Origin of the sequence: Buttiauxella selenatireducens, from assembly GCF_031432975.1 — a bacterium.
GTDB classification, from domain to species: domain Bacteria; phylum Pseudomonadota; class Gammaproteobacteria; order Enterobacterales; family Enterobacteriaceae; genus Buttiauxella; species Buttiauxella selenatireducens.
Genome location: NZ_CP133838.1, coordinates 3,476,050 through 3,498,572 on the forward strand (window position 1 = coordinate 3,476,050; position 22,523 = coordinate 3,498,572).

The following is a 22,523-nucleotide window of genomic DNA, read 5'->3' on the forward strand; positions in this document are numbered from 1 at the left end:
CGCTTTCAGGGGCGGAAAATGACCGCCCCTGAAATTATTAAATTCATCTCAGCGTTTTCTCTGTGGCAGGCACACCAGCAGAAGCCCGAGAAAAATGACGCCGACCCCAACCAATTTCCCCATACTAAAACCTTCATGCAACCACGGCAGCCAGATCGCGGCAGCCCACACCAGCACGTAGCTTAAACTGAGCAACGGATAGGCTTTACTCAACGCCACTCGGCGCAAAGCCAGAAACCAGCAGCCCATCGAACAGACATAAGCAAACAGGCCAACCAACAGCGCCACAGCACCAGGGCTGAGGGCTAAAAATGCCGTTAGCAGTTCATGAGGTCGGTTAACCAGAGGCAACGTCATCATCGCCCATTTCATAATGAGCTGTGCGCAACTGACTAACAGCACGCTCATCAATGCCCAGAAGTATCCCATCAGGCAGCCCCTCCGAGGATGGAGATCCCGGCAATAATCAGCACCACGCCCAACCCGTGTCGCAGGGAAATAGGCTCATGCCAGATAAAACGGGCAGCAAGCGTAATAAAGATAAAATTAAGGCTGAGCATCGGATAAGCAACGCTAACCGGTACACGCTGTAAAACCAGCAGCCACAGCAGCATGGCGCAGCCGAGCAGCACAACACTGAACGCCAGCCAGCCCAATAAATGCCGTCTGCCTCGTTTCCAGGTGGCCTGTTTCTGGCAAAGCTGGCCACCGCAACTCAGCAGGCTGGCCAGCATAATCAACAGATAACTCATGGTGTTTTTTCGTAGAAGAAGAGCACGAAGCGCCCTTTACGATAAAGCTGATCGGGCTCTGGTACAGAGTGGTCTTCCGGCAGTTTATCTTTCGACAGCAGCATCACCAGTGAGACATTCCCCTCTTTACGATGAACAGACAGCCAACGGGCGAAATCCTCACGGGAAACCAGGTTGTCTTTTGCATCATCAAAGTTTGTCAGGCCATAATTCAGCTCACCGGGTTTGGCGTACATCGTGATATCGCTACGCTTTAATTCCCAGGCAATACCTGCGCCCACGCCTACGCTATCGGCAAGAATGTAGCGGCTGCTTTCGAGTTCCGGGCGTACCACGTCGATAAAGACCAGCGGATGTTTGGAATCGATAACTTTGTCAGGGATAACGCCGCCCACTAATAACGCCAGGCCAAGTGGACATAACGCCGCCCACTGCCAGAACCTGTTGTTATTTCGCAACGTGAGGTAGCCCACCAGCGCCCACACCAGAAACGCAACGCTCGCCTGAATCACCTTCAGCACTTCATGATTGGCATAAACCGGATGCTTTGCCACGCCCCACGGTGCCAGCCCTATCAGCACCACCAACGTGCAGATTCCGCCAAAAATCATGTTAATCCAGCTATTGATTTTCAGCGTCCGCGACGGGGCCAGTAACTGCGTGGCATGACGTGCCAGCAGAATAGCCAGAGGAGCAAAACACGGCAGAATGTAGGTCGGCAGCTTACCTTTCGCGATGCTAAAGAACAGCAACGGCATGACGACCCAACCCAGCAGGTACAGCGAGCCGCTTTCAATTTTGCGCTCCTGCCAGCCGCGTTTTAATGCGCCAGGCAGCAGTGCCAGCCATGGCAAACACCCGGCAATCAGGAACGGTATGTAGTACCAGAATGGCGCTTTATGCTGAGCATCTTTTTCCGCGAAACGCTGAATATGCTCAACCCAGAAGAAGTAGTGCCAGAAATCAGGTTCCGCTTTGGCGATAGCCAGCGCCCACGGCAACGTAATCAGCGTGGCGCTGATAACCGCCAGCGGTCCAAACAGCAGAACCTCTTTCCAGCGTTTCTGTGCAAAAACCCACGGCAACACGCCCAGCACAGGCACAGCCAGCGCAAGGAAACCTTTGGTCATGACGCCCATTCCGCAGGCAAGTCCCAGCAGAATATAGCCGCCCGCCTTTCCCGCTGTCGTTTGCGCATTCGCCCCAAGCCAAAAACTGCACATTGCGGCCACCAGCCACAGCGTGATCATCGGGTCGAGTACGGCGTAAGAGCCCACACCATAAACCAGCAGACAGGTCAGGAAAATCACACCCGACATGACGGCGACGGTTTTATCGCGCCACAAACGAAACGCCAGCCACGACACCATCAGCGCGCTTAAGGTAATAGAAAAGACCGAACCAAACCGCACCGCGAAGTTGTTATGGCCAAAAATTAACTGACTGATGTTGTTTATCCAGTAACCCGCCACCGGCTTTTCGAAATAACGCACATCCAGAAAGTGCGGCACTATCCAGTTTCCTGCCGCCAGCATCTCGCGGCTGATTTCCGCATAGCGGGTTTCATCCGGCTGCCACAGGGCGCGAAACTCAAGGGGGAGCAGGTAAAGCAGAGCAAAACCCAGTAACAGAACCACCCAGTATTTAGCTAATTTCATCCGTTTAACTCTTAATGTTCTGTTGGCAACCTAACCACCCTTCACGGCCAGGGATCACATCGCGTACCACTTTACCTAGCGGTAAAGTCGTTAAATCTTCCGGTAATAATTCGCTTAACGGGCAGAACTGAATACCTTCCTGCGCGGCCAGGGTCAGCAATTGACTAAAGTCCCGGCGCATCACAATCCCCTCCACTTCGGCGTGAATGGTGTACACCGGGGTTCCCGTATCTTGCTTGATGCGATCCAGGATAAAACGGTTGTAACCTTCACGGCTGACGTCTGGTCCAATCACTTCATCCCAGGTGGGCAGCGTCACCGGAATTTGCACCGTCCCGGTACTGCCATCGGGTAATAACGGACGAAACGGCGCGGTGCCCCGGCAATCGCTATTGTAGGTAAAACCAAACGACTCCTTCGCTCGTACCACACGCTGATCAGCACGCCATCCGGCAACGGCTGAACACATCACCGGTTGTTCGATAATCGCGCTTAACGTATCAAGCCCGAGGCGGATTTGTTTTTCCAGATGCGCGTTGTCCCAGACACCCGCCCAGGTTTGCCAGGCAAAATGGTCCCAGGCGTGCAAGCCCACTTCGTGGTGATCCGCCGCGGCTGAGATAATCTCCGCGTTCCCCTCACCGATTTTGCGGCCTGGCCATGCGGTGCCGGCCAGCAAAATATCCCAACCGTAGAGCGATGCTGCTTTTGAGCGCAGCATCTTCCACAGAAACTGTGGCTTCACCAGCCGCCACAAATGTCGGCCCATGTTATCCGGGCCGACACTGAAGAAAAATGTGGCCTGAATACTGTGCAAACTTAAGATCTCAAGAAGATGCGGGACCCCTTGCTGGGTGCCCCGCCATGTATCTACATCAATGCGCAGGCCAACTTTTCTCATGCCTGAGGTTCCGTCAGTTCAACTGTTTTCAGGAAGAAATCCAGCGTTTCGTCGATGGTTTTTTCCATCTCGACCCCAGGAGTCCAGTTTAGCAAGCGTTGGGCATTACGAATGCTCGGTTTACGGTGTTCCACGTCCTGATAACCTTTGCCGTAATAGGTGCTGCTTTCTACTTCGCGGAAGCCAGCAAACGGCGGGAAGTGGCTGCGCAATGGGTGTTTTTCAAAGCTTGCCAACAGCATTTCAGCCAGTTCTTTAATGCTCGCTTCGTTATCCGGGTTGCCGATATTGATGATTTGCCCGTCGCAGTTGCTGTTTTTGTTTTCAATGATGCGGAACAGCGCTTCGATACCGTCGCTGATATCCGTGAAGCAACGTTTTTGGCGGCCACCGTCAATCAGCTTAATCGGTGATCCTTCTACCAGGTTGAGGATTAACTGTGTAATAGCGCGCGAGCTGCCGATACGCGCCGCATTCAGGTTATCCAGGCGTGGCCCCATCCAGTTAAACGGACGGAACAGCGTAAAGCGTAAGCCCTCTTTCTCGCCGTATGCCCAAATCACGCGGTCAAGAAGCTGCTTGGAAACCGAGTAAATCCAGCGTTGTTTGTTGATAGGCCCGACAATCAGGTTCGAGTTATCTTCATCGAAAACTTTGTCGGTACTCATGCCGTAAACTTCAGACGTGGACGGGAAGATAATGCGTTTTTGATACTTCACGCAGTCACGAATAATCTTCAGGTTTTCCTCGAAATCCAGCTCAAACACGCGCAGCGGATTGCGGGTATATTCAATTGGCGTGGCAATCGCCACCAGCGGCAGAACCACGTCGCATTTCTTGATGTGATATTCAATCCACTCGGAGTGAATGCTGATGTCCCCTTCCACAAAGTGGAATCGCGCATTGCCAATGAAACGGCTGATTGCATCAGAACTAATATCCAGGCCGAAAACTTCAAAGTTATCGTCCTGCAACAGACGCTCGGTCAGGTGGTTACCGATAAACCCGTTCACACCGAGGATTAACACCCGGGTGCGGCGTTTAATGACAGAGGCCGGCTGGCTGCTGAGCAATGCGCCCGCCACCAGACCGAGGCTTTGCGCCAGTTGTGAACCCTGCATGTAAACGCCATTTTCGGTTTGCCCGGTCAGGATTTCCAGCGCACCGCCGCCGGTGGCAATCACTAACGGACTTGCAGACAGCACGGTTCCCGCTTTCGCTGCCTGTAAACCTTCCAGCACGCGCGCTTTCCAGACGATGAATTTGCTGCCACCGACATAGCTAAAGGCACCAGGCCACGGGTCAGTGACCGCGCGCACCAGGTTGTTAATTTCACTGGCGGTTGATTGCCAGTTGATGCAGCCATCCTGCGGGGTTCTGCGGCCAACCACGGTAGCTTTCGTGTGGTCTTGTTCGAACTGTGGGAAATGCCCGGTTTTGATAACGGGCAGAATGTCTTTCAGTAAGTCAGACGCCGTCTTAGTCAGTTTATGATGCAGCGTTAATGCCGTGTCTTCCGGGGTAATCTTCACCCGGTTTTGTGCCACGATCGCACCTGCATCGGCACGTTTAACCATGCGGTGCAGCGTAACGCCGGTTTCAGTTTCGCCATTCACCAGTACCCAATTCAGCGGTGCACGACCACGATATTCAGGCAACAACGAACCGTGCAAATTAAATGCGCCAACGGATGCGCTATTTAAAATTTCATCACACAGCAAGTTGCGGTAGTAGAAAGAGAAAATCACATCAGGCTGAGCCGACTGAATGCGGTCAACCCACAGCGGATGATTCACGTCATCCGGGGCATACACCGGGATGCCGTGTTCCGCAGCCGTTCGCGCCACTGAGCCAAAGAAATGGTTTTCAGCAGGTGAATCAGGATGGGTATAAATCGCGGCAATGTCATAACCGGCGGCGACCAGTGCGTTAACGCCCGCGCACCCCATGTCGTGATAAGCAAAAACGACAGCTTTCATTAATGATTTTCCTCTGAAGAAGTTGAAACGGGATCGCGGCTAACATCATGGCTAACGACGCGTTGAATAAAGTAACGAGGGCGGGCGCGGACATCGGTGTAAATACGGCCAATGTATTCACCGAGCAGCCCCATGCCGACAAACTGCGCACCGATAAACATAAACAGGACGGCAAAGAGCATGAACACCCCTTCCGCCGCCCATTGCGGCCCGAAAGCAAGGCGTAACACCACCAGCAGTACCGAAAGCGCAAATCCCATTACCGCGATGATGCTGCCGAATACGCTGAGCATGCGCAGCGGCGTGGTCGTCAGGCAGGTGACCAGGTCGTACATCAGATTAATAAGGCGCATAAAGCTGTATTTCGAATCACCAAACTCGCGTTCGGCGTGATGCACTGGGATCTCAGTGGCTTTACGGGCAAACGTGTTGGCAAGGATCGGGATAAACGTGCTGCGTTCGTGGCAGTTGAGCATCGCGTCGATAATATGGCGGCGATAGGCACGCAACATGCAGCCGTAGTCGCCCATCGCTTTACCGGTGGTGCTCTGGATCAGGCGGTTAATCAGGCGTGAGGCGCGTTTACGGAACCAGGTATCCTGACGGTTTTGGCGCACGGTGCCGACCACGTCGTAGCCCTCATCGGCTTTTGCCACCAGGCGTGGGATTTCTTCTGGCGGGTTTTGCAAATCCGCATCGAGTGTGACGATTAAATCTCCGGTGACGTGGCTAAAGCCCGCCATAATCGCGTTGTGTTGCCCATAATTTCGGTTGAGCAAGACGGCAACAATATGGCTGCCCGGCGCTTCGGCCGCATCGCTTAACATGTCCGCAGAATTGTCACTGCTGCCATCATCTACCAGCAGAATTTCATAATCTTTTCCCAGGGTTTCGCAGGCAGCCGTTGTCCGTCTGATAAGTTCGGGCAAACTTTCCTGCTCGTTATAAACCGGGATCACCACAGACACTTTGTGAATGGCTTCGGGTTTGGTCATATTATTTTCCTGCCACTTCGCGTAAGGCGGTAATCACGCGAGTAACATCGTCATCCGTCATCGTTGGGAATAAAGGAATGGAACAAATACGTTCACTGTTCCATTCGGTTTCAGGTAAAGAGAGGGCCGGGTAGCGTTCGCGGTAATATTTCTGGGTGTGGGCGGCGCGGAAATGCAAACCGGTGCCAATCCCTTTTGCTTTCAAAGCATCCATAAGATCATTACGGGAAATACCGCAGCGAGCTTCATCAACACGAATAATAAAAAGATGCCAGGCGTGTTTATGCGCCCAGTTTGGGTGGATAAGGGGTAAATAAGGCGTGTTGACCAGTTCAGCCAGATAACGCTCAGCTATTTCGGTGCGGCGTGCATTATTTTGTTCCAGTTTTTTTAACTGCACCAATGCGATGGCCGCGTTAATATCGGCAAGATTGTATTTATAACCTGGGCTAATCACCTCAGCCTGAGGCGCACGTCCGAGCGTTTGTCTGTCAAAGGCGTCAACACCTAAACCGTGAAACTTCAGGCTCCGCATCTTGTTTGCGAACGATTCATCGTCAGTGACAATCAATCCACCTTCGGCACAGGTCATGTTTTTAATGGCGTGGAACGAGAATATTGCCGTCCCACGGTCACCCACATGTTTGCCTTTATACCAGGTTCCAGCAGCATGTGCCGCGTCTTCAATCACGGGGATACCGTGGCGTTCACCCACTGCGCGGATAGCGTCAATGTCCACTGGCGCACCGGCATAGTGGACCGGAATAATTGCGCGAGTACGCGGGGTTATCGCGGCCTCAATACTTTCTGCGGTCACCATCAGCGTGTCGCGGTCAACGTCGATCATCACCGGCTCAGCGCCCAGCAGTACAATCATATTCAGGGTCGAAACCCAGGTCAGCGAAGGTGTTATCACCTCATCACCCGCCTGTATTCCCAACGCCATCAAAGCGACGTGCATCCCCGCCGTGGCGGAACTGACGGCTATCGCGTGTTTATTCCCGGTCAGTTCGCAAAATGCCTGTTCAAGCAGCTGATTTTTTGGCCCTGTGGTTATCCAGCCTGATTGCAAAACTTCACTGACAGCGGACAGCTCTTCTGGCCCCATAGCGGGACGCGAGAACGGTAGAAATTCACTCATTGGATAATCCCATTAAGAAAACGCATGAAGGCATTTATCATGTAATAAACAATATAAATAAAAGGACAACATGACTGATTCAACAAGCTGCTATCTAAACCGCAGCTAAATTAAAAACAACCTAACAGAGATTTCTTAGCTCAATATTAAGAATGGGGAGACTGGAATAAATAAATTTGCCTGATTAAAATAAGTGACGGATATCTCAAATTTGTCACAAATTCACATAACTGCAAGAATCCTTTCATCTTTCAGACATCTGCGGGGAGTGAGGAGAAGTTAACTGTTTTAAGTGAATAAATTAAGGTTAAATTAAGGTTGGTGGGGAATAAATTAAATTTCTGTTATTTACTTCCGGTTGTGAATTACCGATTGCCTGAATAAATAGCAGGTTGTGTTGGAATAACTATCAAGTTTTGGGTTCCATCTGATCAATCGCCCTCTTTTGACAAGAGGGCGATCATTAAAACCCTTTCAGCGTTTAATCATGTGGATAGTCATGATTAATCCACGCGTGATCCGCTTCCCACGTAAACATCCATTTGCGTACCGGCCCGGCCATCACGTTGAGGTAGTAACTGTCGTACCCCGCCATTGTTGCCACCGGGTGATACCCTTTTGGCACCATCACCACATCGCGATTGTAGACAGCCATACACTCATCGAGCGTCCGGTCATCGGTATATACGCGCTGCATGCAGAATCCCTGTACCGGATTGAGGCGATGATAATAGGTCTCCTCAAGGTAGGTTTCCTGCGGCGGATTGTCAGTGTCGTGTTTATGGCTGGGATACGAACTGGTGCATCCTTCGTTCGTCCAGACCTCCACCACAAGCAGACTATCGGCTGCCTGATCCTCCGGCAGAATATTGTGTACATAGCGCTGGTTATGCCCCTTACCGCGGGCTTCAGCGTTAATATCCTGCGGCGCGATAAGCCGTGTCGGCCAGGTTCCTTTGCCAGGTGCTGCGCACACCGCCAACTCAATGCGGGTCAGCGCCTGCACATGCACGCTTTCGCCGGGCGTGACGTAGACCGCCCACGGTTTTTTACGCTCAAACGGGCTCATCCTCTCACCGATATCAGCAAAGTTTGCCGTCGATGTGCTGATGGAAGCCCGTCCGGCCACCAACACCAGACAGCGCTCTTCGCTCACCGCAGGCAAGTTCAGTTGCTGCCCTTCGGTTAGCTCAAAAACCTCAAAGCCAACATAGCCCCAGCCCGCACGTTCCGGCGTGACACATTGCGTGCGTCCTTGTGCATCCGGCGACTGCCAGCGCGATAATAAACGCGACATATGACCTCCTTAGATAAGCCCGGCATTACGTGCAAAGCGGCTCAGATTGTTATAACCGAGCGTTGCATACGTCAGTGGATGCGCTATGGCCGGATCCTGCTCGGCTTCCACCACTAACCAGCCCTGATAATGGTTCTCTTTGAGCAGTGACATGATCGGCTCGTAATCCACACAGCCGTCGCCAGGTACGGTAAAGACACCGTTGAGTACGGCATCGAGGAAGCTGGTTTTACGGTTTTTGACCTCCGCTAACACCTCAGCACGCACATCTTTGCAGTGGACGTGATTAATGCGCGAAGCCCAACGCTGCGCAACCCGTAGCGGGTCGGCCCCGGCAAAAGTCAGGTGGCCGGTATCCAGCAACAGTCCCACTTCCTCACCGGTATGAGTCATCAGATTGTCGACATCCTCAGCGGATTCAATCACCGTGCCCATATGGTGGTGATAGGCAATCTGCACACCCTGCTGCTGGGTGTAGCGCGCGAATGCGGTCAGCTTCTCGCCATATTCCGCCCAACGTTCCTGCGGAAAACGCGGGCGCAGATGTACCGGGGTTTGCTGCTCGCCGTGGATGCAATGGCTGACCTCGGCAAACACCAGCACCTTAGCCCCCAGTTCACGAAGTAGCGTCAGATGCGGCTGGACGGCGGCAATCTCCTCCTCCACGCTGCGCTCCAGCAAGCGACCCGAGTACCAACCGGACACCAGTTGCAGGTTGTGGCTTTGCAGAATCGGCCCCAGCAGGCGCGCTTCACGTGGGAATTTGTTGCCCAATTCAAAACCCGCAAAACCGGCTTGTTTACCTTCACTCAAACAGGTCTCAAGCGATGTTTCAGCACCCAGTGATGGAAGATCGTCGTTGGTCCATGTCAGTGGGTTAATACCTAATTGCACAGTCATAGTCTTCTCCTGAATTATGCTTGCCCACGCTCGCGCCACCAGGCGATAAGCTGTAGATAGTTGTCCCGAATACGCGCGACGAGCTGCGCATCGTTGATGTCATGTTTCAGCCATGCGAGGGAGGCATCGCCAAACAGTGTGCGACCGACGGCGAACCCTTTCACCAACGGGTGATCGGCTACCGCTTTAAACCCGATGCGAAGCTGTTCTGCTGGCGCATCGAGCCCGAGAATAACCACGCCGCGGCAATGCGGGTCCCTGCGTTCAATGATTTCACTCAGCGCCGACCAGCTATCAGAGGCAAGCGGCGGCAGTTTCCACCAGTCGGGGTAAATCCCCAGGTTGTAGAAACGGGTGACGGCTCGCAGATAGAGATCGTCGCGAGCAGGCATCCCGGCAGGCAAAATCACCTCCAGCAACAGTTCATGCCCTGACTGGCAACAGGCGTGATAGACCTCAGCCACCTTTTGCTCTTGCTCCAGGCGCAAACCGTGCGCATCTTCCGGATGGAAGAAAACCAGGCATTTCACCACATGTTCCTGCGGCCAGCTGATCAGCTGAGTGCCGATGTTGCCATGCTCCATTTCCAGCGGACGTGAGCCTGGCAGCTCAATGGGTCGCCCAATCCACCAGCCCTCTCCTGTTATCGAATTCAACGCGTCCTGGCCGAAGGTGCCGTCACACAGCAGCCCGGCTTTCCCCTCAAGATTGGCGCGTTCAGCCGCTTCACGGCTGGCTTGCAGAATGAGTGTTTTCAGGGTCGGTATGCGTTTGAGGCTGGAACCACATTGCAGTGCCATCTCTTCAAGTTGGCTGCGATGATCGAAAGCCATCACGCACAGTTCCGGCCACTCGCGGCGGCGGGTGGTGACCCGGTGCAGGTGGTTAAGACGCGCGTCGAGATCGGGACGCGGCACCTCGCTTGCCCGGGAAAGATAATCATCGAGTTCGATTTTGCTCGGCATGGCGGGCGCACAACCATGGCGCGATACCACCAGCGCCCCGCAGGCATTGGCGTAGCGGCAGGCCTGCTCCCAGCCTTCGTCATTAAGATAGCCGCGCAGAAGCCCGGAGATAAACGCATCCCCGGCCCCCAGCACATTGAGCACGTCCACCCGCACGCCAGTGACGGTCAGGCCATCATCAAGCTGTGATGGGATCTCCCCGGTATAGACCGAACAGCCCAGCGCACCGCGCTTGCACACAAGAACGGCCTTACTGACCTGGCGTACGCGACCGAGCGCTTGCAAGGTATCGGTGCTGCCACCGGCAATATGAAACTCCTCTTCGGTGCCGACCACGACGTCAAAAAGGTGCAGCACCTCTTGCAGCTCACGAGTCACCTGGTCTGCGGCAATAAAGCGCGTCTCACCATCACCCAGCGAAGTCAGCCCCCACAGTACCGGGCGATAATCAATATCCAGTACCGTGCGCACACCGTGGCGGCGGGCATACTTCAACGCCGTCAGCACCGCATTGCGGGTTTGCGGGTGTGAAAGATGCGTCCCGGTGATGGCAAGGCTTCGCGAAGAGGCGATGTATGCCTCGTCCACATCGCTTGCGACAATCGCCATATCGGCACAGTTGTCACGGTAGAAAATCAGCGGAAAGGTGTCCTGATCTTTAATTCCGAGCAGCACCAGCGCCGTCAGGCGGTCTTTATCGGTGATCAAATGGCTGGTGTCGCAGCCCACCTGGTTTAGCTCCTCGCGCAGGAAGCGCCCCATGTGCTCGTCGCCGACACGAGCCAGCATGGATGAACGCAATCCCTGGCGCGCCGTACCGTAAGCCACGTTACCCGACGAGCCGCCAAGGTATTTGGCAAAACTCGACACATCCTCAAGTCGCGCACCAATTTGCTGGCTGTAGAGGTCAACGGCGACCCGGCCCATGCATATCACATCAAACTGTTTTTCCACGTTGAACCCTCGTCAGACAATATCAATCACGTTCAGCCAGCGGCCTTCACGGTGAGAAAGAGCGATAGCGTCAAGCACGCGCGACACCTTCCAGCCCTCTTCGAAGTCCGGCCACAGGGGCGCATCGGCGGCGATGCCATCCACCAGGTCGCGAACTTCCACCGTTTTCTGATCGTTAAAGCCAATGCCATGCCCTGCCCCGAGGCAAAACGCGGCGTATTCTGGATGCGCTGGCCCCACCAGCAGCGTGCGAAAACCCTGACGATTCACCGGGTCGTCGTGCAGATACAGCTTGAGTTCTGCCATACGCTCCTGGGTAAAACTGATGGTCCCTTTGGTGCCGGTTATCACGTACGACAGCCCCATTTTGCGTCCGCAGGCCACTCGGGAGGTTTCAATCACCCCCTGCGCGCCACCGGCAAAACGCACCATCGCGTGCGCCTGGTCTTCATTTTCTACCGCGACCATCCGCAATGTACCGGCATGCGCCGGGCGTTCAGGGACAACGATTTTTAAATCGCCGCACACCTGTTCAATCTCGCCGACCAGGTAGTGCGCCATATTGACGATATGCGCGGCTAAATCCCCCAAAGCTCCCAGCCCGGCCGTTTCCTTGAAGCAGTGCCAGTGAATCGGGGAAAGAGGGTCAGCCATGTAATCTTCGTTGTGCGTGCCGTAAAAATGGATGACCTCACCGATTTCACCCCGGGCGATAATCTCTTTGGCTAACGTGGCCGTCGGGTTTTTCATGTAGTTAAACCCCACCAGCGTTTTCACACCGGCGTGTTTTGCGGCTTCCACCATTTCACGCGCGTCATGGGCATTAAGTGCCAGCGGTTTTTCCGAATAGACATGTTTGCCGTGAGCGATGGCCGCCAGCGCCATCTCTTTGTGCAGATGGTTTGGCGAGCAGATATCCACGACATCGATGTTCGGATCGGCCACCAGCTCGCGCCAGTCACCGGTTGAACGGTTAAAACCAAAGGCCTGCGCCCGCTGCTCTGCAAGTTCTGGCGTCACTTCCGCCACCATTTCGCGCACCAGTTTCCCGCGCAGGTTGAATACGGTTGGCGCCTGAGCATAAGCAATGGCGTGTGCTCTGCCGATGTACCCGGTACCGATTAGCCCAATGCGTACGTCTTTCATGTTTTGTTCCCTCACAATGCGCCACGGCGGCTCTTGGCATAGGTGTCAAAAGCCACAGCCAGCACGATAATCAGCCCCGTTATAATTTGTTGGTAGTACGCCGACACGTTCATCAGTACCAGGCCGTTAATCAGAACGCCCATGATGATGGAGCCGATAACGGTACCGGCAATGCGGCCATAACCGCCCATTAGCGATGTCCCGCCAATCACCACTGATGCGATAACACGCAGCTCAAATGAGATCCCGGCGACCGCTTCGGCGCTGCCAAGACGGGCGCTGAGGATAAAGCCCGCCAGCCCGGCAAGGCAGCCAATCAGGACATAGACGCTGACCAACACACGTTTGACGTTGACTCCGGCAAGACGCGCCGCTTCCGGGTTGCCGCCAATGGCGTAGACAAAACGTCCCCAGCGCGTTTTGTGCAGCGCCAGATATCCGCCAATCGCTACCAGCGCGAAGATCCAGATAGGAATCGATATCCCCAACAGTTCACCACGCCCCCACCAGCGGTATCCGGCATCGAAACCGGCTATCGGTGCGCCGTCGTTCACCACTAATGTCAGACCGCGCCAGATGGTCATCCCACCAAGGGTGACGATAAACGGTGGCAGGCGCAGACGGGTTACGCCAAGACCGTGCAGAAAACCAATCACCGTCCCCATCCCAAGGCAGATCCCCAGACCAATCAGCCAGCTCAATCCGCCCCAGGCGTCAGGATCAACGGTGGTGAAGTTATCCCCTTTAATGACATAAGCCGCCGTCATGGCACATACCGCCAGAATGGAGCCGACGGAGAGGTCTATCCCGGCAGTCAGAATGACGAACGTCATCCCCACCGCGATGATCCCGTAGATGGAAACCTCGGTCAGAATGTTGAAAATATTGCGTTCAGACAGGAAGTTGCTGTTCTGTAACTGGAAAAAAATCAGCAGCAGGAACAAGAAAATCAGTACCCCAAAGCGCTCGAAAAAAGCGATCAGGTCAAGACGTCCGGCGCGTTTCACCGGCGTCTGGGTTTTGGAATCTATCTGCGTCATGGGAACTCCGTTATGCCGCGTTCAGGGCGTTGTGGTTGATGGCCATCATCATCATGAGACGTTCTTCAGTGGCGTCATCCCCGTGAATTTCGCCAGTCACCCGGCCTTCGCTTAGGGTGATAATCCTGTCGGACACGGCCATCACTTCCGGCAGGTCGGACGAAATCACGATCACCGCCACTCCCTGTTTCGCCATATCAAAGAGCACCTGATGCACTTCTGATTTGGTGCCGACATCAATACCGCGGGTCGGCTCGTCAACGATAAGCACACGCGGGTTGAGCGCCATGCAGCGCGCGAGGATCACTTTTTGCTGATTGCCACCCGAGAGCTTGCGTACTTCCTGGTCGCTATTGACCATTTTTATCTGCAACGCCTTGCGGTAAGACTCGATGAGGTCATCCTCTTTGCGGCTGTTAACAAAATAGCGCCAGTGTAATAACGAGGAGAGACAGGAGAGCGAGAGGTTGTCGCGAATGGACAGCCCGAGAACCGCGCCCTCTTTTTTGCGATCTTCGGGGACCAGCGCGATGCCCATGTCCAGCGCGTGCATCGGATCGCGCGGTTGGTACGCCACGCCATCAAGTTCAAACGCACCGGAGGTGAAGCCGTCTGCACCAAACAGGCAACGAGCGACTTCGGTACGTCCGGCGCCCACCAGCCCGGCGATACCCAGCACCTCACCCGTATGAACATGGAAGCTGATATCGTGAAGCGCGATGCCATGCGGATCCATTGGGGGTTTTACGCGGCTCAGGCCTTTTACCGCAAGGCGTACAGGTTTGTCTTGGTGATGGGTTTCGCTGGCCGGGCGACGGTTAAATGCCACATCACGCCCGACCATCAGGCGAATCAGTTGTTCTACGGTTGTCTGTGCCACCAACCCCGTGCCCGTGAAACGGCCATCCTGAAATACGGTGAATTTATCGCATAGCTGAAACACTTCGTGCAGACGATGGGTCACATAAATAATGCTCACCCCACGGCCTTTTAGCTCACGCACGACCCGGTGAAGGCTTTCCACTTCGCTATCGCTAAGGGCTGCGGACGGTTCATCCATAATGATAAGTTTTGCATTGAGCGTCAGTGCGCGGGCGATTTCCACCATCTGCTGCTGCGCAACACTTAACCGTGCCACCGGGGTGGTCGGTGCAACGTTCAGTTGCAGGTAATCCAGAATCACCTGTGCTTCCCGGTTAACGGCATTTTCATCGACAATCAGATTGCGTTTACGTGGCTCACGCCCGAGAAACATGTTTTCTGCGATAGTCATATTGGGCAGCAGGTTAAATTCCTGATAGATATTAATAATGCCCTTGTTTTGCCGGTCTATTGGCGAATCCTCCACCGACAGCGTTTCGCCGTTGAACCAGATTTCACCGCTTGTTTGCGGCTGCGCGCCTGCCAGCGCTTTGAGCAGCGTGGATTTTCCCGCGCCGTTCTCGCCCAGCAGGGCATGAATTTCGCCCACGCCTACGTCAAGCTGTGCGCTACTCAGCGCCCAGACGCCAGAAAAGCTTTTCGCCAGATTGCTTACGTTGAGTAAAGGTTGCGGCATTGACCTGCTCCTTCTTCAAGAAGGGCCGCCACAACGGGCGGCCCAGGACAAATCAGTTACCGACCTCATTAATGCGCTCGGCCTGCTCCAGGTTTTCTTTGGTGATAAGTGTTGGCTGGTAGTCCGCGCCGGTTATCTCTTTCTTCTCACGCACGCTGGCAACCAATTGGCTCATCGCCGTCTGTACAGCAAAACCTGGGCGTTGATCCGCCGTCGCCGCCATCCAGCCGTCACGTACACGTGCCAGCGCTTCCGGTACCGCATCAAAACCTGTCACCAGGACTTCGCCCGGTTTCAGACCCTGCCCCTGTAATGCTTCGATAGCCCCTAACGCCATATCGTCGTTAGCCGAGAGGATCACCTGCGGACGCTTTTGCAGCGACGGTAGAACGCTCTCAACGATGCGCATCCCTTCAGAACGCATCCAGTTGCCCGTCTGATCGGCGACAATCTTGTATTTCTCGCCACCGGCCTTCAGGCTGTCGCGGATGCCTTTAGTACGTTCAATGTTGGAAGAGGAGCCCGGCTGCCCGGTCAGCAAAATAATGTCCGCACCGTTGGGGAATTTAGTTTTCACAAAGTCACCAATCGCCTGGCCACCTTTGTAGTTGTTAGCACCGAAGTGCGGCACTTTCTTCTGACTGTCGACGGAACGATCGAGGGTAACGACCGGCAGCTTCGCATCCTGAATTTCATCTACTGCGCTTGAGATGGCATTGACATCATTTGGCGAGACGATAAACCCCTGAGCGCCACGGGTGATGGCATTTTCCAGGTCGGCGGCCTGCTTGGGCGAACTGCCCTGCCCGTCCAGCACCTGCAAATTAACACCCATCTCTTTCGCGGCTTTTACCGCTGTACGCTGCATGTGCACTTCAAACGGCATCGCCAGGTTCGGCGTACTGAAAACAATCTGCTCGTTCTCGGCAATGGCCGCCCCAGATGTCACGGCGATGAGGGCAGCTAAGATCAGTTTTTTCATTTTTATGTCTCTCTGTGTAGGGGAAGCTATCAAACTTATTAGAGGGAGACTTCTCGCTTGCTGTGCAGCGACTCCAGCGCTTTATCCGCCAGATAGAGCGCCCGTTCACCATCATCACCACTGCATTGAGGAACGGCATCACCGCGCATAACGGCAACAAAGTGTTCCCATTCCGCGGCGTAGGCAGATTTGTAACGTTGCAGGAAGAAATGTTCTGGTAAAGCACTGGTGCAGCCCTGCTGGCCGTAGTGCTGAACCTGATTTTCCAGAATATTGCCCGCACACAGCAGCCCTTCAGAACCGTGCAGTTCAAGGCGCTGGTCGTATCCGTAGGCAGAGCGGCGGCTGTTGACGATTGTCGCCATCGCACCGGATGCATATTTAAGGACGATAAATGCAGTGTCGATATCGCCCGCCTCACCAATCGCCGGGTCCACCAGATTGCTGCCCTTGGCGTACACCGACACCGGTTCTTCACCCATGATAAAGCGCGCCATGTCGAAGTCGTGGATGGTCATATCGCGGAACATACCGCCGGACACACGGACGTACTCAACCGGTGGAGGCGACGGATCGCGGGAGATAATCAGCAACGATTCAGGTTTACCGATACGCCCGGCCAGGACTTCCGTTTTCATCTTGCGGAACTGCGGGTCGAAGCGGCGGTTAAAGCCGATAAACAACGGTACGTCATACTCTTTAACCACTTTCAGGCAATCGCGTACACGCGCCAAATCCAGATGGACTGGCTTTTCGCAGAAGATAGCCTTGCCATGACGAGCGGCGAGTTCAATCAAATCGGCGTGAGTATCGGTCGCCGAGGCGATCAGTACAGCGTGTACGTTAGGATCTGTCATCGCCTCGTCGATCGTCTGCATACGGGCCTGATATTGCGTCGCGAGACGCGCGGCGAATTCCTGGTTTGGGTCAACGACGGACCACAGCGTCGTCTCGCTGTGGGTGGCGATGTTAGCGGCATGTACCTGGCCGATTCGGCCTGCGCCCAGTAAAGCAATGTTAAACATAACGGCTCCCGGTGTTGGTTAATGCGGTGAACTTGCTACCCCTCAAATAAAACATTTATTTCGTTTTTATAAATAGTGGAATACTATTTTTGAGCTGGAGTTAACACTTTTTAGACAATCTAGGTTATTTTTGTTATCAATATCACAACATTAAAGAAGCAATTTGAGGGGTGAAAGCGTTCAGAGATGGGGAGGTAACTTACCCCGCTCCTTAATGGAGTGAGGTAAGCTGAAAGGAATGGAGAGAATGAAATGAATATTTCGTTATGGAGAGAAACTTAATACTGGCGAGCGATCTTCACCTGCGCTCTGGTTTGTTCCGCCGCGTCACAGACAGCGGAAGATGCCGCCACTTGTGCATCACCAGTGCGCCACCAGGCTTCGTAATCATGCGTCATGGTTTTTGGCAGCACTTTGATATCGAGCAGCGTCGGCCCTGGATGTGCGCGTGATGCGGTTAATGCTGCCAACAGGCTTTGTTCGTCATGTACCCGCCACGCACGACAGCCATAACTCTCAGCATTTTGCGCGAAATCGACCTTCACCAGTGGCCCGTCAAGCTGCCCAGTACGTGAGTTTCGATGACGGTTTTCGGTGCCGAAACTGCCCATGCCGTGTCCCATCTGCAGGTTATTGATGCAGCCGAATCCGGCGTTATCAAACAGCAAGATGGTGATTTTTATCCCCTCCTGCACCGCTGTTTGCAACTCGGAATGGAGCATCATGTACGAGCCATCGCCCACCATGGCGTAGACCGGTTGCTCTGGCATCGCAAGCTTTGCGCCAATAGCCGCGGCAATCTCGTAGCCCATGCAGGAATAGCCATATTCCAGATGATAGCTATCGGGGGTTTTAACCTGCCAGATGCGTTGTAAATCGCCCGGTAGCGATCCCGCCGCGCCCACCACAATGGCGTTATCTTCGACATGTTGATTGATAAGCCCCAGCACCCGCGTCTGAGTCAAATGGGTGTTGAGCACCTCGCTGTACTCGGTCAGTTTTTCATCAAAATGACCGGCTATTTCCGGCGAGCTATCGGGCTGCCACTCGCGCGCCCACAGGCGGTGACACTCGTCGCGCCAGGCAGATTTGGCTTCAGCCACTTCATTACCCCACTCACTATGATAGTGAGTAAGCGACGTAGTCAGCATCGTTAACCCGATACGGGCATCGGCCACCAGCGCCGTGGCGTCGAGTTTTAAGGCATCAAATTCGGCGACATTCAGTAATAAAAATTCGACATCCGGGTGTGAAAACAGCGCTTTCGAACCCGTGGTGAAGTCGGTCAGACGGGTGCCGATGCCAATCACCAGATCGGCCTGCGGTGCCAGCTGATTCGCCGCCAACCCGCCCGTGACACCAATGCCCCCCATATTCAGCGGATGATCGCTTGCCAGAGCACCTTTCCCGGCCTGGGTTTCAGCAAAGGGCAATTGCAGCGTTTCAACAAACTCACTCAACGCCTCATGGGCGCCTGAGTAGCGCACCCCGCCACCGCACACCACCAGCGGCTTACGCTTACGAGCAATCAATTCCCGCGCCATTTCCAGGCGTCGGGCGTCCGGTGGACGACGTTCGATGTGGTGAAGTCGGCGGGCAAAGAAGCTTTCCGGGTAATCCCAGGCTTCTCCCTGCACGTCCTGTGGCAGGCAGATAGTCACAGCGCCCGTATTTGCCGGGTCGGTGAGCGTGCGCATTGCGCTCAGCATCGCGCTCATCAACTGTTCCGGGCGGTTAATCCTGTCCCAATAGCGGGAAACCGGACGGAAGCAGTCATTGGTGCTGATGCTGAGATCGTGATACTGCTCGATTTGCTGTAAAACCGGGTCCGGCTGGCGGCTGGCGTAGATGTCGCCTGGCAGCAGCAACAGAGGGATTCGGTTCGCCGTGGCGGTGGCCGCAGCCGTCACCATGTTGGCCGCACCTGGCCCCACGGATGATGTCACGGCGTAAATTCGCAGGCGGCGGTGCTGTTTGGCAAATCCCGTCGCCATGTGCGCCATCCCTTGCTCGTTGCAACCCTGCATTACCTTCAGATGACCCGCATCTTGTTCCAGCGCCTGGCCGATGCCGAGCACGTTTCCGTGGCCAAATATGGTCGCCACGCCCTCCACGAAGGGCGTTTCCTGCCCGTCGACACAGACATACTGTTGATTAAGGAATTTGACCAGCGCCTGTGCCATGGTCATGCGTTCGGTTTTCATAACGACTCCTGTCAGCCTAGTGTTGGCATGGAGAATGCGGCACCTGTATCTTGTTGCATTTCGGGCCAGCGGGCGGTCACTGTTTTCATCCGGGTGTAGAAACGTACGCCGTCGCTGCCGTGGACGTTGAGCGGACCGAAAATGGAACGCTTCCAGCCACCAAAACTATGGAACGCCATCGGCACCGGGATCGGTACGTTAATGCCTACCATGCCGGCTTGAATCTCTTCGCTAAAGCGACGCGCGCAGCCCCCATCCCGAGTGAAGATAGCGGTGCCATTACCATATTCATGACGGTTAATCAGTTCCACTGCGCGGTGGTAATCTGCAACGCGCACCACAGAAAGCACCGGTCCAAAAATTTCTTCTTTATAGATGGTCATCTCTGGGGTGACGTTATCGAACAGCGTCGGGCCGACGAAGTAGCCCTGCTCGTAATTTTTAACCTGATAACCCCGACCGTCGACGCGAAGTTTCGCCCCCTGAGCCTCACCGCTATCGATGTAACTGAGCACTTTGCTGCGATGCACCGCAGAGATAAGCGGCCCCATCTCATTTTCTGGTACCTGGTCAAGACCCGGCCCTACACGTAATTCGGCAATGTGTTTTTCCAGCCGCGCACAGAGGTCGTCGGCCGTTTCCTCGCCCACCGCCAGCACGACGGATAGCGCCATACAGCGTTCGCCAGCAGCACCGTACGCCGCGCCCATAATGGCGTTTGTCGCCATGTCCATATCCGCATCCGGCATCAGAATGCAGTGGTTTTTTGCGCCACCCAGTGCCTGGCAACGTTTACCGTGCGCCGAAGCGGTCTGATAGATGTATTCGGCGATCGGTGTCGAACCGACAAAGCTGACCGCCTGTACCCGTTCGTCAGTCAGCAGTACATCTACCGCCTCTTTGTCACCCTGCACCACGTTGAAAACACCGTCTGGCAGGCCTGACTCTTTCAGCAGTTTTGCCAGCGCCAGCGCAAGCGAAGGGTCCTTTTCCGACGGTTTGAGCACGAAGGTATTGCCGGTCGCCAGCGCTATCGGGAACATCCACATTGGCACCATCGCCGGAAAGTTAAACGGGGTGATCCCAACACAAACCCCCAGCGGCTGCATTAGCGAGTGGCTGTCGACACCGGTTCCCACATTGGCGGAGTGCTCCCCCTTTTGCAGATGCGGGATCCCGCAGGCAAACTCCACGACTTCAAGGCCACGCGTCACCTCACCCACTGCATCTGAGTACACTTTGCCATGTTCTTCGCTGATAACCCGAGCCAGCGCATCCATGTTTTGCTCAAGCAAGGCTTTAAAACGGAACATCACTCGTGAACGTTTTAGAGGCGACTGGCGAGCCCAGCCAGGGAATGCCTGTTCAGCGGCGGTGATCGCTTGCTGCGTTTCCTGTACGGTGCTCATCACCACCTGACGAATTTGCTCGCCCGTGGCTGGGTTAAAAATTGCCTGGATGCGCTGACCTGAACCGGTGGTACATTTGCCGTGAATAAAATTCGCTACCGTCTCCATCCTGAACCTCTCGCTGTTGATGTGTGTTTGTGACCTGAATACTGTATACGAAATAAACATTCCATTTTTAGTCAAAATAAAACATAAATTAATTATTGTGATCAATAGTTGATTTTTATGTTACAGCTATGCGTCAGCGACACAGATGGCGTTATTTATAATTTCAGGCAAACCTTTGCTGAAGTTGTTGTTTCATTTAGGCGCGTTTTGAATCATCAACATTTAAAAAATGCGGTCTAGTGTTTAGAATGAGGGAATGACACCTTGGGGGTAAAATGACGACAGCATCCAGCCTGAATGAGCTACAGCAACAAATCCGCGACCGCTACGATAACCTGAGCAAAAGGTTGCAGCAGGTATCCCATTATGTGCTGGACAACACCAACAGCGTGGCCTTCGATACGGTTGCCGTCATCGCCGAACGTGCAGGGGTTCCTCCGTCGACGCTTATCCGCTTTGCCAACGCCTTCGACTTCACCGGTTTTAACGAAATGAAACAGTTGTTCCGTATGAATCTGGTTGAGGAGACGGCAAGTTACAGCGACCGCGCGCGAATGTTTCGTGAAATGGAAAGCGAAGCCATACCGGAAACACCGCTGGATATCCTGCAGGAGTTCGCCCGCTCCAACGCCCAGGCGTTGCAGCAACTTGCCGCCCGCGCCGAACCGGAAATGCTTCAACGTGCGGTTGATTTGTTGGCTCAGGCCGACACGATTTACATCGTTGGGTTACGCCGCTCGTTTAGTGTCGCCACCTATTTAACCTACTCATTAAGTCATCTCGAGTGCCGACCTATTTTACTTGATGGTATGGGCGGCATGCTGTCTGAGCAGGTAAGCCGCATCAAGGCGCAGGATATTGTGGTTTCAATCAGCTTCTCACCCTATGCAGAAGAGACTTTGATGGTGAGTGAAACCGCCGCCAATGCAGGCGCCCGGCAGATTGTCATTACTGACAGCCAGATTAGCCCGCTCGCGACCTTCAGCGATTTGTGTTTTGTGGTGAAGGAAGCACAGGTGGACGCCTTCCGCTCTCAGTCCGCTACGCTGTGCCTGGTGCAGTCACTGGTCGTCGCACTGGCATATCAGTTGGGGAATGTGAATAATTCGCCGTCATAAACGATGAGGGCGCTTTACGCGCCCCTCTTTGTATCAGTCAAATTCTTTAGCGACATCAGACCATAAACTCACCCGCTGATGACGTCCCTGGTAAAATTCAATTTCTCTTTTGATTCCAGCACTCTTATCCCAGCCGTCAAGATCCAAAATAATAAGCTCTTCCATGGCATCGAGAAAAACAGCATCAACAGGAGCCCACATTTTACCCACGTTTACTTTTTCAGTTTTTTCCAGGGCCAGGTTTATTGGATGTGACATCGTTACCTGGCTAAAGACGGTATTACCTGACTCTACAATTTTGGCGGCAACTTTATTGCATGCCAGGAATCGATGGTGGATAACATTTTCGTCGGTATGGCTATAGGGGCAGGCAAGAAATATTTTACGCATA

At 54.2% G+C, this 22,523-nt stretch carries 19 protein-coding genes; 1 reads left to right on the forward strand and 18 read right to left on the reverse strand.

Annotated elements, in window-relative coordinates; all coding sequences use genetic code 11:
• Window positions 1-48: 48 nt before the first annotated feature.
• The 17 genes from arnF to RHD99_RS16145 all read right to left on the reverse strand — a co-directional run bounded on the left by arnF (window position 49) and on the right by RHD99_RS16145 (window position 21,014).
• Window positions 49-429 carry a 4-amino-4-deoxy-L-arabinose-phosphoundecaprenol flippase subunit ArnF gene (gene arnF, locus RHD99_RS16065; protein ID WP_309875180.1) on the reverse strand — a complete coding sequence of 127 codons (381 nt, stop codon included), beginning with the start codon at window positions 427-429 and terminating at the stop codon, window positions 49-51.
• Window positions 429-752: a 4-amino-4-deoxy-L-arabinose-phosphoundecaprenol flippase subunit ArnE gene (arnE, locus tag RHD99_RS16070; RefSeq protein WP_183272989.1), complete on the reverse strand. Its 324-nt coding sequence runs from the start codon at window positions 750-752 to the stop codon at window positions 429-431. Before arnE ends, arnF begins: the two co-directional genes overlap by 1 nt.
• Entirely contained in the window at window positions 749-2,410 is a 1,662-nt protein-coding gene (gene arnT, locus RHD99_RS16075; RefSeq protein ID WP_309875183.1) for a lipid IV(A) 4-amino-4-deoxy-L-arabinosyltransferase, read from the reverse strand. Before arnT ends, arnE begins: the two co-directional genes overlap by 4 nt.
• A gap of 4 nt (window positions 2,411-2,414) precedes the next feature.
• A complete protein-coding gene (arnD, locus tag RHD99_RS16080; protein ID WP_309875185.1) occupies window positions 2,415-3,311 on the reverse strand; it encodes a 4-deoxy-4-formamido-L-arabinose-phosphoundecaprenol deformylase in 897 nt (298 codons plus the stop codon).
• Window positions 3,308-5,290 (reverse strand): bifunctional UDP-4-amino-4-deoxy-L-arabinose formyltransferase/UDP-glucuronic acid oxidase ArnA, encoded by a 1,983-nt coding sequence (gene arnA / locus RHD99_RS16085; RefSeq protein ID WP_309875186.1) that lies wholly within the window; start codon window positions 5,288-5,290, stop codon window positions 3,308-3,310. The genes arnD and arnA overlap by 4 nt, the downstream gene beginning before the upstream one ends.
• Window positions 5,290-6,285: an undecaprenyl-phosphate 4-deoxy-4-formamido-L-arabinose transferase gene (arnC, locus tag RHD99_RS16090; protein WP_183272993.1), complete on the reverse strand. Its 996-nt coding sequence runs from the start codon at window positions 6,283-6,285 to the stop codon at window positions 5,290-5,292. The genes arnA and arnC overlap by 1 nt, the downstream gene beginning before the upstream one ends.
• 1 nt (window position 6,286) lies before the next feature.
• A complete protein-coding gene (gene arnB / locus RHD99_RS16095) occupies window positions 6,287-7,426 on the reverse strand; it encodes a UDP-4-amino-4-deoxy-L-arabinose aminotransferase (RefSeq protein WP_183272994.1) in 1,140 nt (379 codons plus the stop codon).
• Between the two features lie 481 nt (window positions 7,427-7,907).
• A complete protein-coding gene (gene iolB, locus RHD99_RS16100; protein ID WP_309875190.1) occupies window positions 7,908-8,723 on the reverse strand; it encodes a 5-deoxy-glucuronate isomerase in 816 nt (271 codons plus the stop codon).
• Between the two features lie 9 nt (window positions 8,724-8,732).
• A complete protein-coding gene (gene iolE, locus RHD99_RS16105; protein ID WP_309875192.1) occupies window positions 8,733-9,623 on the reverse strand; it encodes a myo-inosose-2 dehydratase in 891 nt (296 codons plus the stop codon).
• 14 nt (window positions 9,624-9,637) lie between these two features.
• Entirely contained in the window at window positions 9,638-11,542 is a 1,905-nt protein-coding gene (locus RHD99_RS16110) for a bifunctional 5-dehydro-2-deoxygluconokinase/5-dehydro-2-deoxyphosphogluconate aldolase (protein ID WP_309875194.1), read from the reverse strand.
• A gap of 12 nt (window positions 11,543-11,554) precedes the next feature.
• Window positions 11,555-12,688: a Gfo/Idh/MocA family protein gene (locus RHD99_RS16115; protein WP_309875196.1), complete on the reverse strand. Its 1,134-nt coding sequence runs from the start codon at window positions 12,686-12,688 to the stop codon at window positions 11,555-11,557.
• 11 nt (window positions 12,689-12,699) lie between these two features.
• Complete coding sequence (locus tag RHD99_RS16120; RefSeq protein WP_309875198.1) at window positions 12,700-13,728, reverse strand: ABC transporter permease; 1,029 nt, start codon at window positions 13,726-13,728, stop codon at window positions 12,700-12,702.
• 10 nt (window positions 13,729-13,738) lie between these two features.
• On the reverse strand, window positions 13,739-15,286 hold the full coding sequence (locus tag RHD99_RS16125) for a sugar ABC transporter ATP-binding protein (RefSeq protein ID WP_309875200.1): 1,548 nt from the start codon (window positions 15,284-15,286) through the stop codon (window positions 13,739-13,741).
• Window positions 15,287-15,338: 52 nt separating this feature from the next.
• Complete coding sequence (locus tag RHD99_RS16130) at window positions 15,339-16,268, reverse strand: substrate-binding domain-containing protein (protein WP_309875203.1); 930 nt, start codon at window positions 16,266-16,268, stop codon at window positions 15,339-15,341.
• A gap of 38 nt (window positions 16,269-16,306) precedes the next feature.
• Window positions 16,307-17,293: an inositol 2-dehydrogenase gene (gene iolG, locus RHD99_RS16135; protein WP_309875205.1), complete on the reverse strand. Its 987-nt coding sequence runs from the start codon at window positions 17,291-17,293 to the stop codon at window positions 16,307-16,309.
• A 278-nt stretch (window positions 17,294-17,571) separates the two neighbouring features.
• On the reverse strand, window positions 17,572-19,497 hold the full coding sequence (gene iolD, locus RHD99_RS16140; RefSeq protein WP_309875206.1) for a 3D-(3,5/4)-trihydroxycyclohexane-1,2-dione acylhydrolase (decyclizing): 1,926 nt from the start codon (window positions 19,495-19,497) through the stop codon (window positions 17,572-17,574).
• A gap of 11 nt (window positions 19,498-19,508) precedes the next feature.
• Complete coding sequence (locus tag RHD99_RS16145) at window positions 19,509-21,014, reverse strand: CoA-acylating methylmalonate-semialdehyde dehydrogenase (protein WP_309875207.1); 1,506 nt, start codon at window positions 21,012-21,014, stop codon at window positions 19,509-19,511.
• A gap of 275 nt (window positions 21,015-21,289) precedes the next feature.
• Here RHD99_RS16145 and RHD99_RS16150 point away from each other — a divergent pair, with 275 nt between their 5' ends.
• Complete coding sequence (locus RHD99_RS16150) at window positions 21,290-22,132, forward strand: MurR/RpiR family transcriptional regulator (RefSeq protein ID WP_309875208.1); 843 nt, start codon at window positions 21,290-21,292, stop codon at window positions 22,130-22,132.
• 33 nt (window positions 22,133-22,165) lie between these two features.
• On the opposite strand, the gene RHD99_RS16155 is transcribed toward RHD99_RS16150, so the two are convergent.
• Window positions 22,166-22,522: a DUF1937 family protein gene (locus RHD99_RS16155; protein WP_309875210.1), complete on the reverse strand. Its 357-nt coding sequence runs from the start codon at window positions 22,520-22,522 to the stop codon at window positions 22,166-22,168.
• Window position 22,523 lies beyond the last annotated feature (1 nt).